The sequence below is a fragment of the Catenulispora sp. EB89 genome (genome assembly GCF_041261445.1).
Lineage (GTDB): Bacteria > Actinomycetota > Actinomycetes > Streptomycetales > Catenulisporaceae > Catenulispora.
Genome location: NZ_JBGCCU010000002.1, coordinates 629,578 through 651,142, shown reverse-complemented (window position 1 = coordinate 651,142; position 21,565 = coordinate 629,578). Strand labels below are relative to the sequence as shown.

General features: G+C 70.1%; 13 protein-coding genes. 8 read left to right on the top strand and 5 right to left on the bottom strand.

Going from position 1 to position 21,565, the window contains the following annotated elements:
• Positions 1-883: 883 nt before the first annotated feature.
• The 3 genes from ABH920_RS06415 to ABH920_RS06405 form a co-directional block, all read right to left on the bottom strand.
• Positions 884-1,918 (bottom strand): NAD-dependent epimerase/dehydratase family protein, encoded by a 1,035-nt coding sequence (locus ABH920_RS06415; RefSeq protein ID WP_370347779.1) that lies wholly within the window; start codon positions 1,916-1,918, stop codon positions 884-886.
• Between the two features lie 133 nt (positions 1,919-2,051).
• Positions 2,052-2,825, bottom strand: a complete 774-nt coding sequence (locus ABH920_RS06410) for a glycosyltransferase family 2 protein (RefSeq protein ID WP_370347777.1) — start codon at positions 2,823-2,825, stop codon at positions 2,052-2,054.
• A complete protein-coding gene (locus ABH920_RS06405; protein ID WP_370347775.1) occupies positions 2,822-4,033 on the bottom strand; it encodes a nucleotide sugar dehydrogenase in 1,212 nt (403 codons plus the stop codon). Before ABH920_RS06405 ends, ABH920_RS06410 begins: the two co-directional genes overlap by 4 nt.
• Positions 4,034-4,688: 655 nt before the next feature.
• Here ABH920_RS06405 and ABH920_RS06400 point away from each other — a divergent pair.
• Positions 4,689-6,734, top strand: a complete 2,046-nt coding sequence (locus ABH920_RS06400) for a hypothetical protein (protein WP_370347773.1) — start codon at positions 4,689-4,691, stop codon at positions 6,732-6,734.
• Between the two features lie 203 nt (positions 6,735-6,937).
• Here the strand turns inward: ABH920_RS06400 and ABH920_RS06395 are convergent, their stop codons facing one another.
• Positions 6,938-9,019, bottom strand: a complete 2,082-nt coding sequence (locus ABH920_RS06395; RefSeq protein WP_370347771.1) for a hypothetical protein — start codon at positions 9,017-9,019, stop codon at positions 6,938-6,940.
• Between the two features lie 91 nt (positions 9,020-9,110).
• Positions 9,111-11,261 (bottom strand): hypothetical protein, encoded by a 2,151-nt coding sequence (locus ABH920_RS06390; RefSeq protein ID WP_370347769.1) that lies wholly within the window; start codon positions 11,259-11,261, stop codon positions 9,111-9,113.
• A 361-nt stretch (positions 11,262-11,622) separates the two neighbouring features.
• On the opposite strand from ABH920_RS06390, the gene ABH920_RS06385 reads away from it, so the two are divergent.
• The 7 genes from ABH920_RS06385 to ABH920_RS06355 all read left to right on the top strand — a co-directional run bounded on the left by ABH920_RS06385 (position 11,623) and on the right by ABH920_RS06355 (position 21,537).
• Complete coding sequence (locus ABH920_RS06385) at positions 11,623-12,717, top strand: ABC transporter ATP-binding protein (RefSeq protein ID WP_370347767.1); 1,095 nt, start codon at positions 11,623-11,625, stop codon at positions 12,715-12,717.
• 149 nt (positions 12,718-12,866) lie between these two features.
• A complete protein-coding gene (locus ABH920_RS06380; protein ID WP_370347765.1) occupies positions 12,867-14,810 on the top strand; it encodes a hypothetical protein in 1,944 nt (647 codons plus the stop codon).
• Between the two features lie 185 nt (positions 14,811-14,995).
• Positions 14,996-17,407, top strand: a complete 2,412-nt coding sequence (locus ABH920_RS06375) for an alpha-N-acetylglucosaminidase TIM-barrel domain-containing protein (protein ID WP_370347763.1) — start codon at positions 14,996-14,998, stop codon at positions 17,405-17,407.
• Between the two features lie 131 nt (positions 17,408-17,538).
• Complete coding sequence (locus ABH920_RS06370; protein ID WP_370348014.1) at positions 17,539-18,699, top strand: LLM class flavin-dependent oxidoreductase; 1,161 nt, start codon at positions 17,539-17,541, stop codon at positions 18,697-18,699.
• 26 nt (positions 18,700-18,725) lie between these two features.
• Positions 18,726-19,529, top strand: a complete 804-nt coding sequence (locus tag ABH920_RS06365) for an SDR family NAD(P)-dependent oxidoreductase (RefSeq protein ID WP_370347761.1) — start codon at positions 18,726-18,728, stop codon at positions 19,527-19,529.
• A gap of 9 nt (positions 19,530-19,538) precedes the next feature.
• Entirely contained in the window at positions 19,539-20,615 is a 1,077-nt protein-coding gene (locus ABH920_RS06360) for a GDSL-type esterase/lipase family protein (RefSeq protein ID WP_370347759.1), read from the top strand.
• 25 nt (positions 20,616-20,640) lie between these two features.
• On the top strand, positions 20,641-21,537 hold the full coding sequence (locus ABH920_RS06355; protein ID WP_370347757.1) for an IclR family transcriptional regulator: 897 nt from the start codon (positions 20,641-20,643) through the stop codon (positions 21,535-21,537).
• The last annotated feature ends 28 nt before the right edge of the window (positions 21,538-21,565 follow it).

The following is a 21,565-nucleotide window of genomic DNA, read 5'->3' as shown; positions in this document are numbered from 1 at the left end:
CGAGATCTCACTCAGCGGCGAGGCGGCGAAGTCGATGAAGCTGGCGTCCGCGATGACCACCAGCAGCGCCGCGATCAGCAGGTAGCGGAACCGGCGGCGGGAGCGCAGCACCGCGAACAACAGCCCCAGCGCGGCGCCGATGAACACGCACGCCACGGCGCCCAGGACCCGCAGGTCCAGAGCGGTGTAGCCGACCGAGTTCTTCAGCCCGAGCAGCTGGGTCAGGTACCGCCCGATGTTCATCAGGATGAGCTGGCTGGAGTTGTACGCCGGCTGCGGCAGGTCGATGTTCGTGATCGCGCCGCCGTAAGGGGTCTTCGAACAGTTCCAGAGCGACCGCTGCTTTATCACGTAGGTGAAGTTGACCCACATGCGCATCTCGGAGGAGCTGCCTGTGCTGTACAGGCTCAGATGGCACAGCAGACGGCTGCCGTCGTAGTTGTCCGCCACGCCGACCGGCGTCGGGAACATCAGACGGAGGAACAGCAAAGTGGCCGACGTGAAGGCCACCGCCACCGGTTCCAGGAACCGGCGGGAGATCACGGCCGATATTCGTCGTGGCACGGCGGGCGGCAAGGCCTGCCCGGTCGCCCGGCCGCCGGCCTCCTGGCTCGTAGTGGACAAGGGAACCTCTTCGTGGCCTGCGCTGATCGCTTTAGCGAGCTGGATCTTGTGGTGGGGCGGCGCACGGTCGTCGAGGGGCAGGAGTGCGCGAGACCAGACCTTACCGGGTTGGCGTGGAGGATCATCCCACGGTCTGTATTGGTCGTGCACCAATCACCGTACTGCGGTGACCGATCGCCACCGGTCCGTGACGCTTCGGGATCGGTGGTGCGCAACGGGTGCGCACCACCGGCCCGGCGCCGACGTCACATCGCGGCCGTCAGATCGTGCCGTTCTCGACTGCGGCCACGATCCACGGGATCACCTCGTCGAGCATCTCCTCCAGCGAGGTGGTCGCCTCGAAGCCGAGGATGTCCTTCGCCTTCTCCGTCGAGGGCACGCGGCGCTGCACGTCGTACTCGAACGGGTCGTCCGAGACCAGGGTCAGCGGGACGCCGGGGCCCTTGATCTTGGTCCAGATCGCCTCGGCCAGCTGCGTCACCGAGTGCCCGGCCGGGGTGGACAGGTTGAAGTCGTCGTTCAGCGCGTCCGGGTGCGACATCGCGGTCACGATGCCGCGCGCCAGGTCGCCGCCGTAGGTGTAGTGGCGCACCTGCTCGCCGGTGCCCAGGATGTGCAGCGGGTCCTGGCCCTTGACGATCTTCTGCACCAGGTCCGGCACCACGTGGCTCATCGCCAGCTTCACGTTGCCGGACAGGATCTCCTCGTCGCCCAGTGCGCGGGACTCGCCGATGCCGACGCAGTTGAACGGCCGGACGATCGTGTAGGGCAGCTTGTACTGGTCCCAGGAGGCGCGCGCGAAGTACTCCACGGCCAGCTTCTGGAAGCCGTACGAGGACAGCGGCGGCGGCACGCGGCGCTCAGAGCCCTCGACCGACGGCCACTCCTGCGCCGACTCGAAGACCATCGAGGACGACATGTAGGTGACCTTCTTCAGCCGGCCCTTGCCGCCGTCGTGCGCCTTGATCGCGGCGTCGCAGGACGAGGCCATGATGCGCTCGTTGGTGGCCAGCAGGTCGTACGCGTAGGTGTGGAAGTACGAGATGCCGCCGATCAGCGCCGCGCCGGCGATGAACTGGTCGCAGTCCGAGAGCAGCTTGACCATCAGGTCGGTGTCGCGGACGTCGCCCTCGTGGAACTCGTAGTCCGGGTGCCCGTCGTAGGACTTGGTGATCTTGCCGTACTTGGAGTAGTTGTCGATCCCGACGACCTTGTAGCCGCGCGAGAGCAGCTCCTCGACGACGTAGCCGCCGATGAAGCCGGCGGAGCCGGAGACGAGGACTTTCTCAGACATGGTTTCGCTTTCTGCTTCTGCCGGTTCAGGCCTGGGCCCGGCGGTTCAGGTCTTGGGCTGTGTCAGCTCTTGGTCTGCTGTATCAGCTCTTGGTCTGTATTAGCTCTTGGTCTGTGTCAGGTCTTGGGCTGTGTCAGCTCTTGGTCCTGGAACGGAGCTGTTCGAGGCTCAGCGGCGGCCCGAAGGCGAACCGGTACCAGCGCAGGTACTTCGGCAGCCACTTGCGCAGATGGAAGTGGGAGTCGCCCTGGGTGCGGTCCAGCCAGATGGTCGGGATCTCGGCGACCGGGCGGCGCAGCCGGCGGGCCTTGGCGGCCAGCTCGATCCCGATCTCGAAGCCGTCGCGGGAGTCGATGCCGACCTCCCGGACGAAGTCGGTGGAGTAGGCCTTGAAGGAGTTGGTCGCGTCGCGCGTGCCGACCCGGGCGAACCAGGCCAGCGAGCGGCCGGCCGTCTGCGACATCAGGCCCTTGAGAAGCGGGCCGCCGACCTGCTGGCCGCCGGCCATGTAGCGGGAGGCCGCGGCCACCGCCACGCCGCGCTCCACCAGCCGGGCCAGGTCGTCGATCTGCCGCGGGTCGTCGCAGCCGTCGGCCATGGTGACCACCACGGCCGGGCTCAGCGCGTGGTCGATGCCGAACCGGATGGCGTTGGCCGGGCCGCGGCCGTACGTGTTGAGCAACGGCTTGAGCCTGGGCTCGGTCACCGAGTACTTCTCTATCACCGGCATGGTGGTGTCCTCGGCGGTGTCCACCACGACCAGCACCTCGCACGGCAGCTGGACGGACTCGAAGAGCCGGTCCAGGACCGGGACCACGCCCTCGCCCTCGTTGTAGGCCGGGATGATGACCGAGACCTTCGGCCGGGTCGGGTCGGTCGGCTTGTCCGCACCGGTCGGCGTGCTCATACCCGCACCCCGTCACCCAGGACGTTCCAGATGTCCGCCACCGGCACCGTCGCCTTCAACCCCCGGTACTCCGGATGCGGCGCGCCGACGATGAGCAGATCGGCCTTCTCCAGCACCTCGTCCAGGCCGACCAGCGAGGCGTCGCTGGTGACGAGCGGGTCGGTGCACAGCACCTCGGCGGCCTTGAACTTCAGGATCCGCTTGAGCTTGTAGGACAGCGAGGAGCGGGTGTCGTCCGAGCCGCCCTTGAAGGCCATGCCGAGGATCCCGACCGTCATGTTCTTGAGGTCGTACTGCGAGTCCAGCCGGTCCACCACGTACAGCGGCAGACCCTCGTTCGTGGTCATCGCCGCGTAGCCGAGCGTGAAGTTGTTGTTGTGGAACGCCGCGAGCTGCATGGCGTCCTTGAACAGGCACGGCCCGGCGGCGAAGCCGGCGCCGGGCATGTCCGCGGCGCGCGGGTAGTCCTGCGACAGGCCCTGCCGGATGCGCTCGAAGTCCAGGCCGCGGTCGTTGGCCATCATGTAGAACTGGTTCACCGCGGCGAACTTGATGTAGCGCCAGGTGTTGGTGAACAGCTTGGCCAGCTCGGCCTCTTCCGGGCTCAGGTGCACGATCTTCTCGGTGAGCCGGCGGAACAGTGCCTCCGCCCGCTGCTGCGCCCGCTCCGTGCGGCCGGAGACGATCTGCGGCAGCTCGAACAGCTCGGTCATGGCCTTGCCCTCGGCGATGCGCTCGGGGCAGAAGGCGACGTCCACGTCCACGCCGAGCCGCGCGATCATCCGCTCCACGAGCTCGGTGACCCCGGGGTACACCGTCGAGCGCAGGACGAGTATCTGCCCGTCGCGCAAGAACGGCGCGCAGGTCTCCAGCGCCCGCGGGATCGCGGTCTGGTCCGGGTTCAGGTGCTCGTCCACCGGCGTGCCGATGACCACGACCACGTGCTCGCAGCCGGCCACCACCGCCGGATCCGTCGAGGCCGACAGCCGTCCGGCGGCCACCACGCGCTCGATGACCGGCGCGGCCCCGGGCTCGTCGAACGGCAGCCGCGCGGCGTTGACCGCGTCCACGGCCTCCGCGCTGACGTCGTAGACCACCACCGAGGCCCCGCGGTCGGCGAGCGCGATCGCCAGCGGCAGGCCGACGTGCCCGCCCCCGCCGATGACCACGACGTCGTGAACGAAGTCGTTTTGTGCGGTTTCGGGCATGGAATCCCCTGTTGCGGTGGCGTTGGGTCGAGAAGTCAGTCGGCCCACAATATGACATCGGTCCGGATGCCGGGCCGGTTGGGCGCCATGCCGTGACCAGCCCGCAACCGGAGGAGTGAGCCCCGGCGGGGGACGGTCGGGCGCCGCCCGGCGTCCGTCGGCGTCGAGCCGGCTTACGGTCTCAGCGCCGGTAAGACGGCCATCGCCATGGTACGCCCCGGCCCCGACCTGGTGACATGGTGCTGAGCCGTCAACCCGGTAACGATGAGAAGTGGGCTCTGGCAAGTACAACTGCATCGCCGCTGACCTCTAGTAGCATTTCGGCTCGAACAGGGGGGCGGGTCCGAGAGCTGAGGTGGGGTGGATGGGCTCTTACGGTGACGCGCGGACTGAGGAGCCCGTCGACGGGCCGTCCGTGACGATCCCGGTATCGACCCCGCTGTCACAGATACGGACCGTGGCGTGACCAGCGGTGGCCGAGTCAGGCCGGTCGACACTCCGCAGCGGGGGCGGCCGGCTTGTGCGACCCAGATCATCATCGCGTCGTGTCTCCTCCTCGCGGCCGCGATACCCGCGGGTCTTCTGAACCTCCCCGGCGAGCGATCGCCCTCATGATCAAGGACCGATTCGATGAAAGGCACTCACCATGGTGGCGTTGACCGAACAGGCTGACGCGCCTGTGCGCCGCGGCGATGGACCGGGTGGCCGTTTCCCGCGGTTCCCCGCGCTCGCGGTAGGCCTGCTGGCAGCGGCCTGGTTGATCCCCGCCGCCCTCCAGCTGGTGGACGCGGACTGGCTGCTGCCGCCGCTGCTCCTGCTCGGCACCGCGAGCCTGCTCCGGGTCGGCACCGTCCTGCTCGACCGGCTCATGATCGCCGCGGGTCTGCTCGGCGGTGCGGTGATCGGCTCCGGTCTGCTCTTCTCGGTCTGGCCGTGGCATCTGAGTCCGATGGCCATCGGCTGGTTCGGTCTGACCGTGTTGGTGGTCGTGGGCCTGGTGCTGCGCCGGCGGCCCCAGCTGCCGCGCCGGGTCCTCGGGACCGACCTGCTCATCCTGGCGGCGCCCGTGGTGTCCTGGGTGCTGATCCGCAAGCCGGTTCAGGGGCAGAGCTTCAGCAACATGCTGCCGTACACGTCGGCACGCCAGGACTTCTTCAACCACTACGCGCTGTACGACGCCATCCACCGGATCGGCGGCTACGCGTTCACGCACCCCGCGGCGGCGCGCCACTACGTCACCACGCCGAACGAGTACGCCTATCCTTCAGGCGCGCACTTCCTTTACGTGATTCTCGATGTGTTCCGGACCTCCTCGTCCAACCCGGGCGACTCCGTTGACGAGTTCGTCCGCTACTACCAGTACGAGGCGCTCGGCGTCGGCCTCCTCGCGATGGCGGTCATCTGGTCCGCCCGGTGGGTGGCCGGCCCCGCGCTGACGGGTTGGCGGCGGGCGCTGGTCTGTTCCGTGGTCGGCGGCATGGCGGTGCTGGGCCAGATGTCGGCGCTGTTCTGGCAGGGCTACGACGGCGAAGTCATCGGCCTTGCCTTCCTCGCCATGCTGTTCGCCCTGGTGGTCCAGCCGCCGGCGCGGGTCCGGGAACAGATCCTGCTGGCGGCGGCCCTCATCGTGGGCGTGGTCTATTCCTACAGCCTCTATTTCATCTTCATAGGCGTCATCGTGGTCTGTGCCGCTGTCGTCTATCGGAAGCGACTGCTGCGCTACTGGCGCTTCGCCCTGGTCACCGCGGTCGTCGCGATCCCCATCGCGGCCGTTCCGTATGTCATGGCCCAGATCCACTCGTACGGCACGCAGGGCCTGTTCACGCAGGGCGGCACGACGCTGCGATTCTCCCGTGCGCTGTCGCTGTTCTTCGGAGTCGTGGCCGTCGCACCGCTGGCCACGCGGGCCGGACGCCGGCTGCCGAGGTGGCGGGTGGTGGCTCCGGTGATCTTGATCAGCACCGCGATCTCCACCTACGAGGGGTACGTCGGGTACCAGGCGACGGGGATGACCCGGTACTACTACGAGAAGATGGTCGAAGGCACCTGGACGATGTCGCTGGTGGCTTTCGGCGCGGTCGGGCTGTTCCTGAAAAGCGCGCTTGCCGCACCGGCGGGAGCGTCCCGCCTCGGCGTGAGCCGGCGACGGCACTGGCTGACGACCGAGATCCCGGCGTCCGTGGCGGCCTTCGTTCTCGGCGTCACCGTGTCGAGCGGCTTCCCGCTCACCAAGGGCCCGGAATGGTCGCAGGGACCGCGCCCGATCCAGGACGTGAGCTGGGCCGCGCTGTGGGCCGGCGGATCCATCACGGCGCCGTACGCCCATGCCCTGGCCATGTACGGGCAGCACTACCAATTCGGAGACGGCCAGGCGACGGCACTGCTGTATACGGACAGCGCCGCGGACAACATGCACGCCACGATGTTCCTCTCCATCCTCAACCATGATCTGGGGACGATGGGATTCCTGGGGATGGACGGATCGGACAACCTGGTGTCCCTCCAGCCGCCGGCGAAGGGGCAGGACCTGTCGGACGCGGCCAAGTACGCGCTGCAGCGGCTCGAACTCTGGCTTCGCGCCCACGACCCCGGCTTCCGGGTCGTGGTCGGCGACAACTACCTGGCCCGGCTCCTCACCGAGTGGTCGGCGCAGAACCCCGACATGCGGATGCGGATCGATATCATCAGAGGGCTGTCATAACGCGGGAGGCCGGCGACGGGCGCGAGCCGCGGCCCTGACCGCGGCTCTGACGACCGCCTCCGAATCGGTTCTGGACTGGTTCCGGCTCGGACCCGGGTGACGGGTCCGAGCCGGAAGGCCGAGCGCGACGAAGTGGTGCGCGACGAAGTGGTGTCCGTCGGGAATCCTCGGAGCGGCCACTCGCGGCGGTTATTCGGATCGCCTCACGCCGGCGAGCGTTCGCCGGGCAGGTCGGGCAGGAACAGCACCGTGAGCTTGAGCGTCGGGTGGTCGGCGGCGAAGGCGCGCAGACGCGCCGCAGCCACCGGGTCCGGCGTGATCACGCGCAGCGGGACCCGCGAGGTCCGGAGCAGCTTCGTGACCGAGCCCAGGGCCTGGTCGGCGGCCGGGGCCAGCGGCCCGTCCGGCGTCGACGGCGGCGCGATCTTCACGAGCCCGTCGATGTCGGTGAGTCCGTAGACGATCGGCCCCATGGTGCCGGAGTCGTGGTTGAGCGAGGCCATGATCAGCGTCAGGTCGCGGTTCTCGGTCCCGGCCGGATCCCACAGCGCGACCGTCGGCCGGCCGTCGCCCAGCAGGTGCCGGTCCGCCAGGTAGGCCAGGGCCGCGCCATGAACACCGAAGATCTGCTTGCCGTCGGTCCAGACCCGGGCCCAGGTGGTGTCCGGCCCCGGATACATGTCCTGGTAGCGGAACTGCAGCGGTCCGGGCAGGGCCGCGCCGACCGCGATCACGCCGGCCAGCGCCCCGGCGGTGCCGGCCGCGCGGTGCCGCCAGGGCCCCGCGTCCCGGCTCAGCCGTCCCGGCTTGAGCGCGGTGACCGCGGTGCCCGCGCCCATCAGGCCGAACACCAGGGCCGGGTGCATCGCCTTGTGGAAGTAGTAGGTCGTGAAGCCGATCTCGGCCTTCTGGTAGAGGCCGAACGCGGTGACGATGACGGCCGCGGTGCCGATCAGCAGCGCCAGCGTCGCGGTCGTCGGCCGGCGGCGGCCTGCCGCGGACAGCGTGCCGACGACACACAGCAGCGCCAGGATCAGCAGCGTGGAGTGCGGGACGGCGATCGCGAAGCCCGGCGTCAGCAGCGCGTCGGAGGTGCTGACGGTGTCGTACCGCAGCTCCAGCAGGTAGCTGAGCACCGATATCAGGAGACTGATAGACCCGACGACCAGTACCAGCCGCAGGTGCGGGCGCAGCCGCCGGCGGTTCACGAACCCGAACACCGCGGCCAGCGCCCAGGCGAAGGGCACGTACAGGCTGTAGGTGTAGCCGGTGGCCGCCACCAGCGCGCCGACCAGCACCAGCTGTTCGGCGGGGCGCCCGATCGGCCGGACCGCGATCGCCCCGGCCAGCGCCAGGAAGGCCAGCGCGAGCACCTCGGCGTCCCAGGTGCACCACAGCATGGTGGTCAGCACGCCGGTCGCGGCCCAGGCGCCGACGGCCGAGACCACCAGCGCGCGCTGCCAGCCGGCGGTGCCAGCGCCGAGCACCCGGCGGGCTCCCCAGGCGATGCACAGCACCAGGAACGCGAAGCCGAGCGCGACGTAGTAGCGGTAGCGGTCCAGCTCCGCCACCGGGTTCCCCGGGTCGGTGCGGGAGGTGACGAAGATGTCGAGCAGCGCGTACAGGTAGTGCATGCCGGACGGGTAGATCCGGCCGATCTTCGGGTCCACCACCGGCGCCGCCGCGTGCCAGTGCAGGAACGGGTATCCGCCGACGCGGTGGATGGTGTCGAACAGGCCGAACTGCCGCATCCGGTCGCCGGTCAGCGTCGTGTAGGCCAGTCCCTGGGTCGGGGTGCCGCGCAGGCTCGGCGCCAAGGCCACCCAGCCCGCGTATCCGGCGGCGGCCAGCAGCGGCAGATCCGAGCCGGTCATCCGGCGGGGCAGCGCGGGCCGCCGGCCGGTGCGGGCGTGGATCAGGTAGGCGGTGGTGGACAGCAGCGTCAGCCACAGTCCTGCGACCGGCACCGGATCGAGTCCCCAAGGCCACACGGAGAACAGCAGGCCGCCGGCGATGGCGACGCCGGACACCAGACCCACGGCCGGGATCAGCCGGTCCAGCACCGTGGAGCCGATGGTCAGTTGGGCCGCGGTCGCCAGCACGATGAGCACCGGCAGCACGATGTCCGCGTGCAGCAGGTGGGTCGCGACCGGTACCAGCCAGGAGGCGGCGACGGCGACGGCCAGCACGTGAGCCGGGCGCACCGTCCGTCCGCCCCCGGGGGCGGACGGACGGTCCGGATCCGAGTCCGTCGGCGCGGTCGGGAGGTCGGCGGGGGCGCTCATCGGGCCGTCTCCGCGGACGCCCCGCCGCCGACGGCGGTGTGGACAGTGGTGTGGATGGTGGTCCGTCCGGTCGGAGTCCGTGCCTCGCCGGTCACCGCCAGGCCGCCGACAAGAAGGTCGAATACCCGAACCGGCCGAGGCTGCCCTGCATGCCGTAGCTCTGGAAGTACAGCTGGCGGCTGTCGGTGCCGTGGCTGACCACCGTGAACCGGACCTGGCCCTGGCTGTCGGTGAAGCCGCAGCCGGGGGTGTCGCCGGCCGGGGAGGGGGTGACCGAGGCGGTGTCGAAAGCCGTGCTGGCGTTGGTGAACTTGGTCTGGTCCAGGCAGATGCGGACCCCGGACCGGTGCAGCTCGGCGCCGAACTGGGACTCTATGCGCGCGGTCAGGACCAGGGAGCCGCCCGGCGGCAGCAGCGGCGTCACCGGCGAGTCGCTGACCAGGATGGTGGCGTAGGGCTGCGCCGAGAGGGCCTTGGAGTAGCTGACCGTCGCGGGGGAGTCGGTGACCGCCTGCAGCTTCAGGGAGTCGGTGATCAGCGGCATCGCGGTGACGCTCGGCGCGGTCACCACGTACTGCGCCCAGGAGTGCGCCGCCACGGTCTTCGGCCCGGAGATGACGTTCCAGCTCGCGCTGACCATGCCGTTGCCGTGGACCGCCATGAAGTGCGGGGCGAGTGCGTGGTCGGAGTGGTTGGTCGCGGTGATCGTGACCGTCTGCACCGAGTTGAGCTGCGCGGAGGTCAGGTAGCTGTCAATCTTCAGGGTCATCGGCGCCGGCTCGGCCACCGCGGCGGCGAACACGACGGTCGCCGGCAGGAACGCCGCGACGGTGATCGCCGCGTACCGGCTCAGCCACGGTATTCGCGCGGTGAGCGGCACCGGCTTGGGCGCCTCGGCCTCCTCGGCCGCGGGGTCGGCCTCCGGCTCGGGGTCGTTGCTCAGCAGGCCGATGATCCAGGCCGCGGCGTAGGCGATGAAGTACGTCCAGTACGAGCGGGTCGGGAACAGCAGCCCGATCATCGGCAGCGCGAAGCACGCCGAGGCCAGGCGGTCGAAGTGCCGCCAGTAGGCCACCAGCAGCGCCAGCATCACCAGGGCGCCGGCGTAGGTGTACAGGCTCAGGTTGCCCGAACCGGTGGACAGCGACTGCACCAGGTTGATCAGGCCCTCGCCCTCGGGCACGGCGTGCTGGGTGAGCGGGGCGAACGCGCCGCGCAGCCAGGCCCCGGGGCCCCAGACGATGAAGAACGCGTTGATCGCCAGGAACGTGGCGGCCGCCACGCCGATGTACTTCGCGGCGACGATCGCCGCGCCGCGCCGCCCGAGCTCGGACCGGCGGGCCAGGAAGATCCCGAGGAACAGGAACGGGATCGGGAACCACGCGACCTGCGTGGTGGAGATCGCGGCGCCGACCGCGACGGCCTTGGCCAGGTCCAGCCGGGACAGCCGGCCGCCCTCGCCGGTGTGCTTCCAGCGGTACGCCGCGAAGGCCAGCGTCGGTACCACCAGGGCGAACAACAGGCCGCCGAGGGCGCCCTGGGCCAGCACCGGCACCCCGCCGACGAGCAGCGCGGCCAGCGAGCGCATGCCGCGCGGCAGCAGGAAGTACATCACGAAGACGGTGAGCGCCAGGGCCAGCGTGCACAGCAGGCCGACGGTGTGGAAGGTCCCGAACATCATGGTCAGCGCCGCGGTCAGCAGCGTGGGCAGCGCCGGGTAGTCCAGGTGGTGCGTGATGCTGCCGTCCAGGAGCTTGGTCGGGAACGGCGAGGGGTACTGCGCGTAGGCCGGCGTCAGGTCCGCGGCGTACGGGTTGTGTCCGTGCCTGAGCAAGTCCGCCGAGTACTGGACGAATATTTCTTCGTCACTGCGGTAACCGGAGAAGGAGATGATCATCGACAGCATCCACAGTGACAGCCCGATCACCGCCAGTACCGCCAACACGAGCTCCGCGCGTCCGAACCAGCGCATGGTCTGTGCGGTGAAGCCCATGACGGCCACCGCGACCAGCGCGCACATCGACACGGCGAGGAGCAGCCCCACGGCCGGCCACCGGACGGTCGGCCCGAAGACCCCCATCAGCGTGGAGAACATGGAGAAGGCGGCCAGGACCAGCAAGACCCGGTGGACCACGGTGGGTCTCGCGTCCGGGTCGGAGGCGGCCTGTCGGAGGAGCCGGAGCACGCCGTCTGCGGCGGCGCTGCGCGCCGGGGCAGGCGGGCGTTCGACTTCAACGCTCATTCGGGACTCTCCTGCGAAAGGGGACCACGGACACGACGGCGAACGCGCGGCGCCAGCTTTCCATGGTCAGGCGATCGCTACATCGTACAGACGGCGTGTATTGCTTCGTATGATCGTGCGATGCTGCCCGGGAACCGTCGGGCGGGTCCCTGTCTGTTAGACGACAACCGGGCTGAAACGGTTGTGCGGGCTGCCGAACCGGCTCCGCGGCCCGGGTCGTATCGCCGGAAACCGGGCCCCACCGGTGACAATCCCGCCCCGCCGGGGTACGGTCGCATCTACGGCCGAGCGGATCCGCCCCGGCCGCCTTTCCAACTCGGATCGTCCGGCACGTTCCTGCCGGTTGAAAGGGAGTACAACAATGGCTGGTGTCGTCTACCAGGACGCGTCCTGCGTCTACCCGGGTGCCGAGCGCCCCGCGGTCGACAAGCTGAACCTGGACATCGCGGACGGTGAGTTCCTCGTCCTCGTCGGTCCTTCCGGCTGTGGCAAGTCCACCTCGCTGCGCATGCTCGCCGGTCTGGAGGAAGTGTCCTCCGGGGGCATCTTCATCGGTGACCGCGACGTCACGCATCTTCCGCCGAAGGACCGGGACATCGCGATGGTGTTCCAGAACTACGCTCTGTACCCGCACATGACCGTCGCGGAGAACATGGGCTTCGCGCTGAAGATCGCGAAGGTCGACAAGGCCACCATCGCCAAGCGGGTGGAGGAGGCCGCGAAGCTGCTGGAGCTCACCGAGTACCTGGGCCGCAAGCCCAAGGCCCTGTCCGGTGGCCAGCGCCAGCGTGTCGCCATGGGTCGCGCGATCGTGCGTGAGCCCAAGGTGTTCCTCATGGACGAGCCGCTGTCCAACCTGGACGCCAAGCTGCGTGTGCAGACCCGTACGCAGATCGCCTCGCTCCAGCGCCGCCTGGGCATCACCACCGTCTACGTCACCCACGACCAGGTCGAGGCCATGACCATGGGCGACCGCGTGGCGGTGCTGAAGGACGGCCTGCTGCAGCAGTGCGACACCCCGCGGGCGATGTATGAGAAGCCTGCGAACGTCTTCGTGGCCGGCTTCATCGGCTCCCCGGCGATGAACCTCGTCGAGGTCCCGATCGTCGAGGGCGGCGTGAAGTTCGACGGTCTGACCGTCCCGGTCTCGCGCGACGCGCTGGGTGTGGCCACCGGCGGCGGCGCGAAGACGCTGACCGTGGGTGTGCGTCCGGAGTCGTTCGACTTCGTCGGCGACGCCGACGGCGCCATCGCCATCACCGTGCACCTGGTCGAGGAGCTCGGCGCGGACGCGTTCGCGTACTGCGCGGCGCACGTCGGCGACAAGGACGTGGACCTGATCGTTCGGGTGGACGCCCGTGCGGTGCCCATGAAGGGCGATACCCTTTACGTCAAGCCGCGTGGCAGCGAGACGCACCTGTTCTCCGCGTCCTCCGGGGAGCGCATCGAAGCGTGATCAGCTGAGAATTCCGGGGTCGTACCCGGGGCTCACGTTGCGCGGATACCATGCCTTGCAACCAAGGCGAGGTATCCGCGCATCACTGTGAATGGGGCGGTGGCGCTCGCGCCTGAAGAACCGCCCGTGACCGTCAGGAGTTTTCTGGGATGAGTGCGGACACCGTCGTCGCGCAGAAGCAGGAGGCGGAGCCGCGTCGGCGTCGCAGCCCCGGCCTCGACCGGTTCCAGGGGCTGGGTACCTGGATCCTGACCCGCCAGGTATTCGGGGTCTCAGCCGGAGTCCTGCTCCTCGTGCTGCCGGTGTTCATCCTGTCGATGGCGATGCAGCTGGTCAGCCGCCAGGGCTGGAACCACCCGCCGGACAGCCGCTACTACCTGACGATGATGGCCAAGGACATGGGCCACAGCTGGCTCGGTTCGGTCAAGCAGGACCGCTCGGTCTCCTCCTGGCACGTCGCGCCGTACTTCTTCGCCGACAACGACCCGACCTGGCAGCTGGTCCGCTCCCGGGTGCTCTACCCGGTGCTGTCGATCCCGTTCGTGTGGCTGTGGGGCCTGTCCGGCGGCTCGATGGCGATCCCGGTGCTCGGCGACATCCTGTTCCTGTGGGCCACCGCGGCCGTCGTGCAGCGCCTGTACGGGCCGGCCGTCGCGGTGATCGTGGTCGGCGCGTTCAGCACGGTGGGCCCGATCTTTGGCTTCGCCTGGGCCGGCACCGACACCCTGGGCATGGGACTGGCCGCGGTGATCGTGGCGCTGCTGCCCATCGACCGCACGATCGGCAAGGCCCATCTGGCGTGGTTGGGCTCGGCGACATTGTTCATCGCGCTGGACCGGCAGGTCGGCGTGCTGGCCCCGGCGATGGCCGGCGCGGGCTGGCTGTGGGAGCTGATCCGGACCCGGCAGTGGCGCAACCGGTGGCTGAGCTCGCTGGTGGTGACCAGCGTGGTGACGGTCGGCCAGGAACTGTTCGTGCTCGCCTTCACCAAGTCGAGCCCGTCCGGCACCGTGAGCCACGGCACGACCACCACGTTCGGGTTCCTCAGGCTGTTCGTCCACAACCTGAAGCTCGTGACGCAGGAAGCCGTCACCTACATGTGGCACCAGGAGCACATCCTGTTCGCCCTGCTGGTCGCGGCCGGCATCGGCATGGTGGTGCGCTTCAAGTCCGACGCCTCCGCGGTCTTCCTGGGAGCCGCGGCCTCGACCTACGTGATCACCGCGAGCGTCGGCTTCTCGACCCTGATGCGCTACGAGATGATCATGTTCCCGGCGGCGGCCGTCGGGGCCGGATCGCTGGTGCAGCTGATGCTCGGCCAGTTCCTGCCGGCCCCGGCCCCGGTTCCGGCGAAGGCTGCCGTAGCGGCGTCGGAAGCCGACGAGGAGTCGGCCGAGGAGCCGGTCCCGCCGCTGCCCCGCCGCCGTGCGCCCCGCCGTGGCGCGCTGGGCCTCGGCCTGGCGAACACCGCCGCCGGCCGCTTCCTCGGCCTGGACCAGCCGCGCATCGACCGTTGGAAGCCGCAGGTGCTGTTCAGCGCCGTGGCGGTGGTCGTGGTCGCCGCGGTCTCGATCCCCGGCTCCTGGCCCAGCACCCCGGCGGCCCCGCCGTCGCCCTCGTACCTGGCGGCGCAGGGCGGTACGCAGTACGCGATGACCCCGCTGGCCAAACCGCCGGCCGAGACCACCCTGTTCTGGGCCTTCAACCAGGCCACCGACGTCGCCAACGGCCACGGCCTCCCCGACGGGTCCTGGGACTGGGTCCACGCCACCCGCTACCGCCCCCTGACCTCGAACGACCCGGGCTGGAGCACCCGCGACAAGGACGGCACCACGGTCTTCCAGATCAACTCGGTCGGCATGGACCAGCCCTCGGCCATAGCGTTCGGCAACGCCGTGACCCTGAACCGTACGGTGGACAAGACCACCATCAAGATCCTGAGCCGCCAGGTCAGTGAGTACGGCGAGGACGTGGTGTTCACGGTGAAGGACAAGTCCGGCGTGCTGCACCAGGGCACGGCCACGACCCTGTACCCGACGTGGGAGGCGAACGCCCCCGGCGAGGTGACCGCGCTGGTGTGGGACGCTTCCTGATCTGATCTACCCCCGCGGGCCCGCTGCGCTTCGGCGCGGCGGGCCCGCGGCCTTTGTCCGCCCCGACTTAGGTCTCAAAACCATCTCGATGGCAACGCGATCCGCCCTCCCGATCCTTCTGTCTATGACAGCGCGTTGCGCCAGCGTCCCGGCGACGGGGCTCACGGGAGACATGGGGCCGGGAGATGGTCGGACGTCGTCAGGTCATGGGCTACGGCATCGCGGCGGGGGCGCTCGCGGCCGTCGGGATCGGTGAGGCCGTCGGGTCGCGGTCGGTGGCGCACGGGACGCGTCCGGATACTGGTGCGGTGGACGGTTCTCTCACTCACGTCGCGGGCGACGCTCCGGTGCAGGCTTTCGACACGGCGCCGGCGCGCGGGGTCCTCGAGCGGTTGCTGCCCGCCGGCCTCGCGGGCCAGATCGAGCTGCACGCCGTGTCCCCGGCCGCCGGTGCCGGCAGCGGCGGCAACACTGCCAAAACTGCCAACGCTGCCAGCGCCGCTGACACCGCAGACCGCTACCGCATCCGCGCTTCGGCCCTGTCCGCCGCGCTCTCCGGCCCCGCACCCGAAGCCTCCGCGCCCACCGCGGTCACCATCGAGGGCACCACCACCTCCGCCCTCTTGGCCGGAACCGCCCACTACCTCAAATACATCGCCAACGTCACCATCTCCCTGCCCGGCGACAGCCTTTCGCAGCTCGCCCCACTCCTCCCGACCCCGCACGGCGAGCTCTCCGGCACCGCCGCCGTCGCTCACCGCTTCGCCCTGAACGACACCGAAAACGGCTACGCCGGCGCCTACCGCACCTGGCCCGAGTGGGAGCGCACCCTCGACGTCCTGGCCCTCCACGGCTTCACCGAAGTCCTCGTCGCCGCCGGCCAGGACGAGGTCTACCGCCGGGTCTTCACAGAGTTCGGATACACCCCCGCCGACATCGACGCCTGGATCCCGGCCGCCTCCCACCAGCCGTGGTGGCTGCTCGGCAACCTGCAGGCCGTCGACGCCCCCGAGGCCCCCGGGGTCCGCCAGGCCGGGGTCGCGGTGATCCAGCGGGTCGTCGCCCGCCTGCGCGAGCTCGGGATGACGCCCGTGCTGCCCGGCTACCTCGGCCAGGTCCCGCCGGGCTTCGCCGAGCGCGACCCCGGAGCAGGAGCTCCACCCCGCGTCCTCCCACAGGGCATCTGGGACGGCTATCAGCGCCCTGACTGGCTCGACCCCCGCGACCCGCACTTCGCCCGGATCGCCGAGTCCTTCTACCGCCACCAGGCCGACCTCTACGGTGCGACCACCGCCTACAAGATGGACCTCCTGCACGAAGGCGGCAGCAGCGCCGGCGTCCCCATGGGCGACGCCGCGGTGGCGGTGATGACCGCGCTCCAGACCGCCCGCCCCGGCGCGACGTGGGTCATGCTCGGCTGGGAGGGCAACCCGCGGCGCGACGTCCTCGACGCCCTGCGCGCCTGCGGCTCCGCCGTCTGCGCGCGCGGCAAGGTCCTGATCGTCGACGGCTGCTCCGACAAGTACCCGGCCTTCGACCGCGAGGACGACTGGGGCGGCACCGCCTACGCCTTCGGCGCCATCACCAACTTCGGCGGCCGCTCGCTGCTCGGCGCCAACGCCGCGACCTGGACCCACCGCTTCGCGAAAGCCTTGGCGGCACAGGGATCGGCGCTGTCCGGCATCGCCTGGATGCCCGAGGCCTCCGGCCACGATCCGGCGGCCTTCGAGCTCTTCGCCGAACTCGCCTGGCGGCCCGACGCCTTCGACCTCACCGAGTGGTTCGGCCAGTACGCCGGCCGCCGCTACGGCAAGGTCGACGCCGCCGCGACGAAGGCCTGGCAGGCTTTCGCACAGACCGCCTACTCGCTCCCGCCCGGCGCCTACAGCCAGGCCCAGGACAGCCTTTTCAGCGCCTGGCCGGACCTGTCCGCGGTCTCGGCGGCGCCCGGCGGCCCGGACCTGCGCTACGACGCCGCGGCCTTCGAGCAGGCCGTCCTGGCGCTCCTGCAAGCAGATCCGTCGCTGCGCACTGTCGACGCCTACCGCTACGACGTCATCGACTTCACCCGGCAGGCGCTGTCCAACCACGCCCGCGTGCTGCTGCCGAAGATCAAGGCGGCGTACGACGACCGCGACCCGGCCGCCTGGCACACCCTCACCGCCCGCTGGCTGAAAGCGATGACGCTCCTGGACTCCCTGCTGGCCACCGACAAGCGCTTCCTGCTCGGCACCTGGCTCGGCGCCGGCGGCTACGAGGCCCGCTCCCTGATAACCACCTGGGGCGACCGCGGTCCGGCCGCCCAGCTGCGCAACTACGGCGCCCGCGAACTGTCCGGCCTGGTCGCGGACGTCTACCTGCCGCGCTGGCGCAAGCAGTTCGCGGCCTTGGAGCTGATGCTCACCGGGGCCGACAACGGCACCGAGGCCGACACCGACACCGACACCGAGGCCGGCGCCGCGAAGCAGAAGACGGAGATCGACTGGTTCGCGCTCGACGACGCCTGGGCGCGCGGCGCGGGCGCGTACCCGACCGGGCCCAGCGGCGACCCGTTCGCCGTCGCAAACACCGTCGCGTCCTTCCTCTCCCCGCCCTGACCTGCGCATACCTGTCCTGAACAGGGCCGCAGATGACTATTGACGGTCCATCAGATTCGGCATACGGTCCGTTCGGACCAGCGGACCGTGCGTTTGTTCCGGCAAACGCTGCCGAACGTGGAGGCGTGAGGATGAAGCTCGACCTGCTCTACGAGATCGACGTGCCCAAGCCCTGGGCCAAGCCCCACCCCTACGGCCAGCGCGAGGCCGAGCAGCGCGCGTACCGTGAGGCGATCGAGCAGATCAAGCTCGGCGACAAGCTCGGCTTCCACACCACCTGGCACGTCGAGCACCACTTCCGCGAGGGCCGCTCGCACTCCCCGGCGCCCGAGGTGATCATCGGCGCGCTGTCGCAGTGCACGGAGCAGATCCGGCTGGGCTTCGGCGTGGCCCTGATGCCGCACGCCTTCACCCCGCCGATGCGCGTGGCCGAGAAGGTCGCCACCGCCGACATCCTGTCCGGCGGCCGCGTCGAGTGGGGCACCGGCCGCTCCACGCCGATGGAGCAGACCGCGTTCGGCGTGGACCGCGACGCCTCCCGCGCGCAGTGGGAGGAGGCCATCCAGGCCGTCGTCGGGATGTGGGAGGACGAGTACTTCGAGTTCCACGGCAAGTACCTGGACTTCCCGCGCCGCATGGTGACGCCCAAGCCGGTGCAGGACCCGCACCCGCCGTGCTGGATGGCCGCGACCTCCGAGGGGTCCTCGGCGGTGGCCGGCGAGAAGGGCCTGGGGCTGCTGTCCTTCTCGATCCTGCAGCCGATCCACAAGATGGCCGAGCACATCCGGCTCTACCGGGCCGCGGCCGCCGCGCCCAAGCCGATCACCCGCGTCACCACCAACCGGGTCGCCGCCTACACCCTCGTGCACTGCGAGGAGACGATGGCCAAGTGCGAGGAATCGGGGATCTGGGACTCGGTCTGGTGGTGGTACAAGAACATCGCCGAGTTCACCGCCGAGTGGGAGCTGCCGCACCTGTCCCAGGAGGAGCGGGACAAGGTGTTCCCGTACCTGATGCAGCAGGCCGACGGGAACTTCGACCCCAAGTCCTTCAGCGACCACGACATGATCGTCGTCGGCGACCCCGAGCAGTGCTACACCAAGATGCTCAAGTACGCCGAGCTGGGCGTGGACCAGCTGATCTGCTACGTGCAGTTCGGATACCTGCCGCACGAGTCGGTCATGAAGACCATCGAGCTGCTCGGCAAGGAGGTGCTGCCGGCGCTGGCCAAGGAGGGCGTCGACGCCACCATCAAGCCGGCCCCCGCGCCGGCCCCGGCCCCGGCCTCCTGACGCGCCGGCGAGAGGGCTGACTCCCCATGACCCGCACCGATGACAGCGAAGTCCCCGACTACCGGTCACTGCTGAGCCTGGACGGCAAGAACTTCGTCGTCCTCGGTGCCGGGCAGGGCATCGGCCGGCAGGCCGCCCACGCGCTGGCCGCGGTCGGCGCCCGGGTGTTCTGCGTCGATCTGGACGCCGGCCTGGCCGACGACATCGCCAAGGAGGTCGGCGGCGTCCCCTGGGCCGGCGACGCCATCGAGCAGGACTCCTCCGAGCGGCTGTATCAGGACGCGGAGACGGCCCTGGGCCGCATCGACGGCATCGTGGACATCATCGGCATGGCGAAGTACGCCGGGCTGCTGGAGACCGACCACGACAGCTGGGCGTGGCACCACGGCATCGTGCTCCAGCACGCGGTGAACGCGATCCGCTTCGGCACGCCGCGCATGATCGCCTCCGGCGGCGGCGTCCTCACCGTCGTCGCCTCCGTTTCCGGCATGCAGTCCGCGCCCTCACACGGCGCCTACGGCGCGTACAAGGCGGCGCTGATGTCGCTGGTGCGAACGGCCGCCGTCGAGCTGGGGCCCAAGGGGTTGCGGGTGAACGCCGTGGCCCCGGGCCTGGTCATGACGCCGAGGGTGGCCGGATACCTTTCCGAGGCCGAGAAGGAACGGGGTGCGCGCAACGCTCCGCTGCGCCGATCTGCGTTTCCGGCGGACATCGCGGAAGTCATCTTGTTCTTGTGCACAGGCTTGTCGTCGTATATCACTGGGCAAACGATCGTCGTTGACGGCGGAGTCTCGGCCAAGTTCGGGTACTCGTTGCCTGGAGAGGACTGATACGGATCGATGACGGCTCACAACGGCGTGGGTGACAGCACACGCACCGAAACGTCCAACGCCGACCGGAGCCAGCGCGGGGGCACCTCCCGGCACGCGTCCGTGGAGCCGTACCTGACGGGCTGCGCCTGGCCGCCGGGCCAGGGCGCGGTCTACCCGCGCGCCGATCCGCGGGACTTCTCGCGGCTGCCGATCGACACCTGGGGCACCGCCACGGTGCCGGTCGGCGTGCGGCTGGAGTTCGCGGGCGCGGCGCGCGCCGTGCAGATCGCCTACCGCACCAAGACCGCGGACCTCGGATACCGGGGCGACGGCGCGGGCACGTTCTTCGCCGCGTACCAGGGCGAGAAGTTCATCGCCTACGCCGACGCCATGCTCGGCGACGGGATGGCGGTGCTGGACCTGGCCGAGGCCGACGAGTCGCTGCCGGTCACGGTGTACCTGCCGGAGGGGATGAAGCCGGAGGTGGTGTCGCTGCGGGCCACGCAGGGCGAGCTGCTGCCGGCCCCGAAGCAGCCGCGCTGGATCTGCTACGGCGACTCCATCGCCGAGGGTTGGTCCGCCTCCGAACCGGCGCTGTCGTGGCCGGCCGTCGCCGGCCGCGTGCACGGCCTGGACGTGGTCAACCTCGGGTACGCCGGGGCCGCCCGCGGCGAGATCGTCTCGGCCGAGCAGATCGCCGCCCTGGACTCGCCGGCCGTCATCTCCGTCAACCACGGCACGAACTGCTGGACCCGGATCCCGCACAGCGCCACCATGATGATGGCGGGGATGGACGCGTTCCTGCGGGTGGTGCGCGACGGGCATCCGGGGGTGCCGATCGTGGTCTGCTCGCCGGTGGTGCGGCCGGACGCCGAGGAGACGCCGAACAAGCTCGGCGCGACGCTGGAGGACCTGCGCGAGGCCATCGAGGACGTGGTGGTCAGCCGGCGCGAGCGCGGCGACCGCGACCTGCACCTGGTGCGCGGCGGCGGCGTCCTGAAGGCCGAGCACCTCGCCGACGGCATCCACCCCGGCGACGAAGGACACCGGATCATGGCGCGCGCGTTCGGGGATCCCATCGCCGAGCGGGCCGCGAGACCGTAGACGAGAGAGTAAGAGGGACAGGCCCATGGCACGTCCGGCCCCGGCGGTGGACCGCACGGTGGCGGTGCTGAACCTGCTCGCCGCACACCCCGACACGGCGTTCTCGCTGTCGGAGCTGTGCCGCCGGCTGGACATCAACAAGGCCACCGCGCACGCGATGCTCACGGCGCTCGCCGACTCCGGCTTCCTGCTGCGCAACCCGCGGGACAAGTCGTACACGCTGGGGCCCGCGCTGATCGCCCTGGGCTCGGCGGCGGCCGCGCGCCGCCTGGAGCTGGTGGAGTTCGCCCGCGCGCCGATGCAGGCCCTGGCCTCGGCCACCGGCCTGCAGTGCGTGGTGTCCTCGGCCATGGGGGAGGAGATCGTCTTCCTGGCGGTGGCCGGCGAGGTGGTGCCCTTCGGCCCGCACGTCCGCGTCGGCCAGCGCATCCCGCTGGCCCCGCCGATCGGCACGGTGTTCATGGCCTGGTCGCTGCCGGACGACGTGGACACCTGGCTGAACCGCAGCACGTCCGGCAAGCCGCTGGCCGAGCCGGAACTGGAGCGCTTCCGCAACGGAGTGCGCGCGGTCCGGCGGCGCGGCTACTCGGTGGGGCTGGAGCCGGACGTCCTGGGCGTACGCCTCGGGCAGTCGCTGGACGACCACGAAGCGGTGCCGCCGCTGCTCGCGGAGCTCTCGCACACCTCGTACCTGATGGACGACTTCGGCGGCAGCACGCACCGGATCGGACACCTGGCCGCGCCGGTGTTCGGACCGGACGAGCGGGTCGCGATGGTGCTGACGCTGTACGGGTTCCAGAAGCAGCTGAGCGGGGCGGACATCGACGTGTTGGCGTCGCGTTTGACGGCGACCACGCGGGAGATCACCTTTGCTGTGCGGGGGCGGCACCCGGATCTCCGGGTGAGCGGGCTGCTCGACTGATTCTCGACTGATCGAGCACTCCGCGGTG

What these genes read in the sequence shown, in the direction of transcription:
- ABH920_RS06415 (WP_370347779.1), bottom strand. Translation starts at nt 1,918, where the DNA reads ATGTCTGAGAAAGTCCTCGTCTCCGGCTCCGCCGGCTTCATCGGCGGC.
- ABH920_RS06410 (WP_370347777.1), bottom strand. Translation starts at nt 2,825, where the DNA reads ATGAGCACGCCGACCGGTGCGGACAAGCCGACCGACCCGACCCGGCCG.
- ABH920_RS06405 (WP_370347775.1), bottom strand. Translation starts at nt 4,033, where the DNA reads ATGCCCGAAACCGCACAAAACGACTTCGTTCACGACGTCGTGGTCATC.
- ABH920_RS06395 (WP_370347771.1), bottom strand. Translation starts at nt 9,019, where the DNA reads ATGAGCGCCCCCGCCGACCTCCCGACCGCGCCGACGGACTCGGATCCG.
- ABH920_RS06390 (WP_370347769.1), bottom strand. Translation starts at nt 11,261, where the DNA reads ATGAGCGTTGAAGTCGAACGCCCGCCTGCCCCGGCGCGCAGCGCCGCC.
- ABH920_RS06385 (WP_370347767.1), top strand. Translation starts at nt 11,623, where the DNA reads ATGGCTGGTGTCGTCTACCAGGACGCGTCCTGCGTCTACCCGGGTGCC.
- ABH920_RS06380 (WP_370347765.1), top strand. Translation starts at nt 12,867, where the DNA reads ATGAGTGCGGACACCGTCGTCGCGCAGAAGCAGGAGGCGGAGCCGCGT.
- ABH920_RS06375 (WP_370347763.1), top strand. Translation starts at nt 14,996, where the DNA reads ATGGTCGGACGTCGTCAGGTCATGGGCTACGGCATCGCGGCGGGGGCG.
- ABH920_RS06370 (WP_370348014.1), top strand. Translation starts at nt 17,539, where the DNA reads ATGAAGCTCGACCTGCTCTACGAGATCGACGTGCCCAAGCCCTGGGCC.
- ABH920_RS06365 (WP_370347761.1), top strand. Translation starts at nt 18,726, where the DNA reads ATGACCCGCACCGATGACAGCGAAGTCCCCGACTACCGGTCACTGCTG.
- ABH920_RS06360 (WP_370347759.1), top strand. Translation starts at nt 19,539, where the DNA reads ATGACGGCTCACAACGGCGTGGGTGACAGCACACGCACCGAAACGTCC.
- ABH920_RS06355 (WP_370347757.1), top strand. Translation starts at nt 20,641, where the DNA reads ATGGCACGTCCGGCCCCGGCGGTGGACCGCACGGTGGCGGTGCTGAAC.